The following is an 847-nucleotide window of genomic DNA, read 5'->3' as shown; positions in this document are numbered from 1 at the left end:
AGTGATTCCTAATGGTCGTATGCGGTCAGCGATCGGGTGACCGGCTGGCCGGTGTGGTGGTTGTGCCAGATCGCCGCTGCCATGGCCAGGATGCGCTGGGCGACGCGGACGGCCACGCCCTCGAAGGTGCGGCCTCCGTGTCGTTCCAGATCGAGCTGGCCCTTGAGGGTGTCGTTGACCGACTCGATGAGCTGGCGGACCGGTTTGAGCAGGTGCTCGCCCGGCCGGGCCGGTTCGCTGCGCATCGCCGGGCGCAGCAGCGTGATCTGGTGCCGGGCGAGTTCATCTTCGAACCAGCGGGCCCGAAAGCCCTTGTCGGCGATCAGCAGCAGGCCTGGCCGGTCGGCCGCCAAGTGCGGCTCGACCTGGATCATCGCGGCCACCACCTCCCGCTCGTCCAGCTTGGGGCCGGCCAGCGCCCAGGTGATCGGCATCCCCGAGGGGGTGCAGATCAGATAAAGCCGCAGCCCCCAGAACCACCGCGAGTGCGAACGGCAGTACCCATAAGACGCCCAGCCGGCCATCTGCGAACGCTGGACGGTGGGCCGGGACCGGCCGCACTCCACCGGGGTGGAGTCGGCGATCCAGACGGTGTCGTGCCAGAAGCCGGTGTCGGCGGCCAGGGTGCGGATGATGCGTTTGATCTGCGGCAGCGCGGCCCGCAGCCGCTTGTTGTAACCGGGTTGCTGCGGGAGGAAGGGGAACAGATGCCGCAGGTGGGCGCGGGCATACCGCAGCCAGCGGGCCTCGGAGGTGAACCCGAGCATGGCCTGCATGACCGCCAGGCAGATCAGTTCGGCGTGGCTGAGCTTGGGCGGGCGTCCGGGCAGCCGGGCGATGTCGACCG

General features: G+C 69.3%; 1 protein-coding gene. It reads right to left on the bottom strand.

Translation table 11 applies throughout. The annotated features are described in order from the left end of the window. Positions 1–8: 8 nt before the first annotated feature. Positions 9–847: IS982 family transposase (locus ACGWYJ_RS38905; protein WP_395111717.1), on the bottom strand; the 839-nt coding region annotated here is incomplete at its 5' end.

Origin of the sequence: Actinomadura sp. SCN-SB (genome assembly GCF_043906805.1) — a bacterium.
Lineage (GTDB): Bacteria > Actinomycetota > Actinomycetes > Streptosporangiales > Streptosporangiaceae > Spirillospora.
Note: the sequence above shows the minus strand (reverse complement) of the source record. Positions and strands in the feature narration are given on the sequence as shown.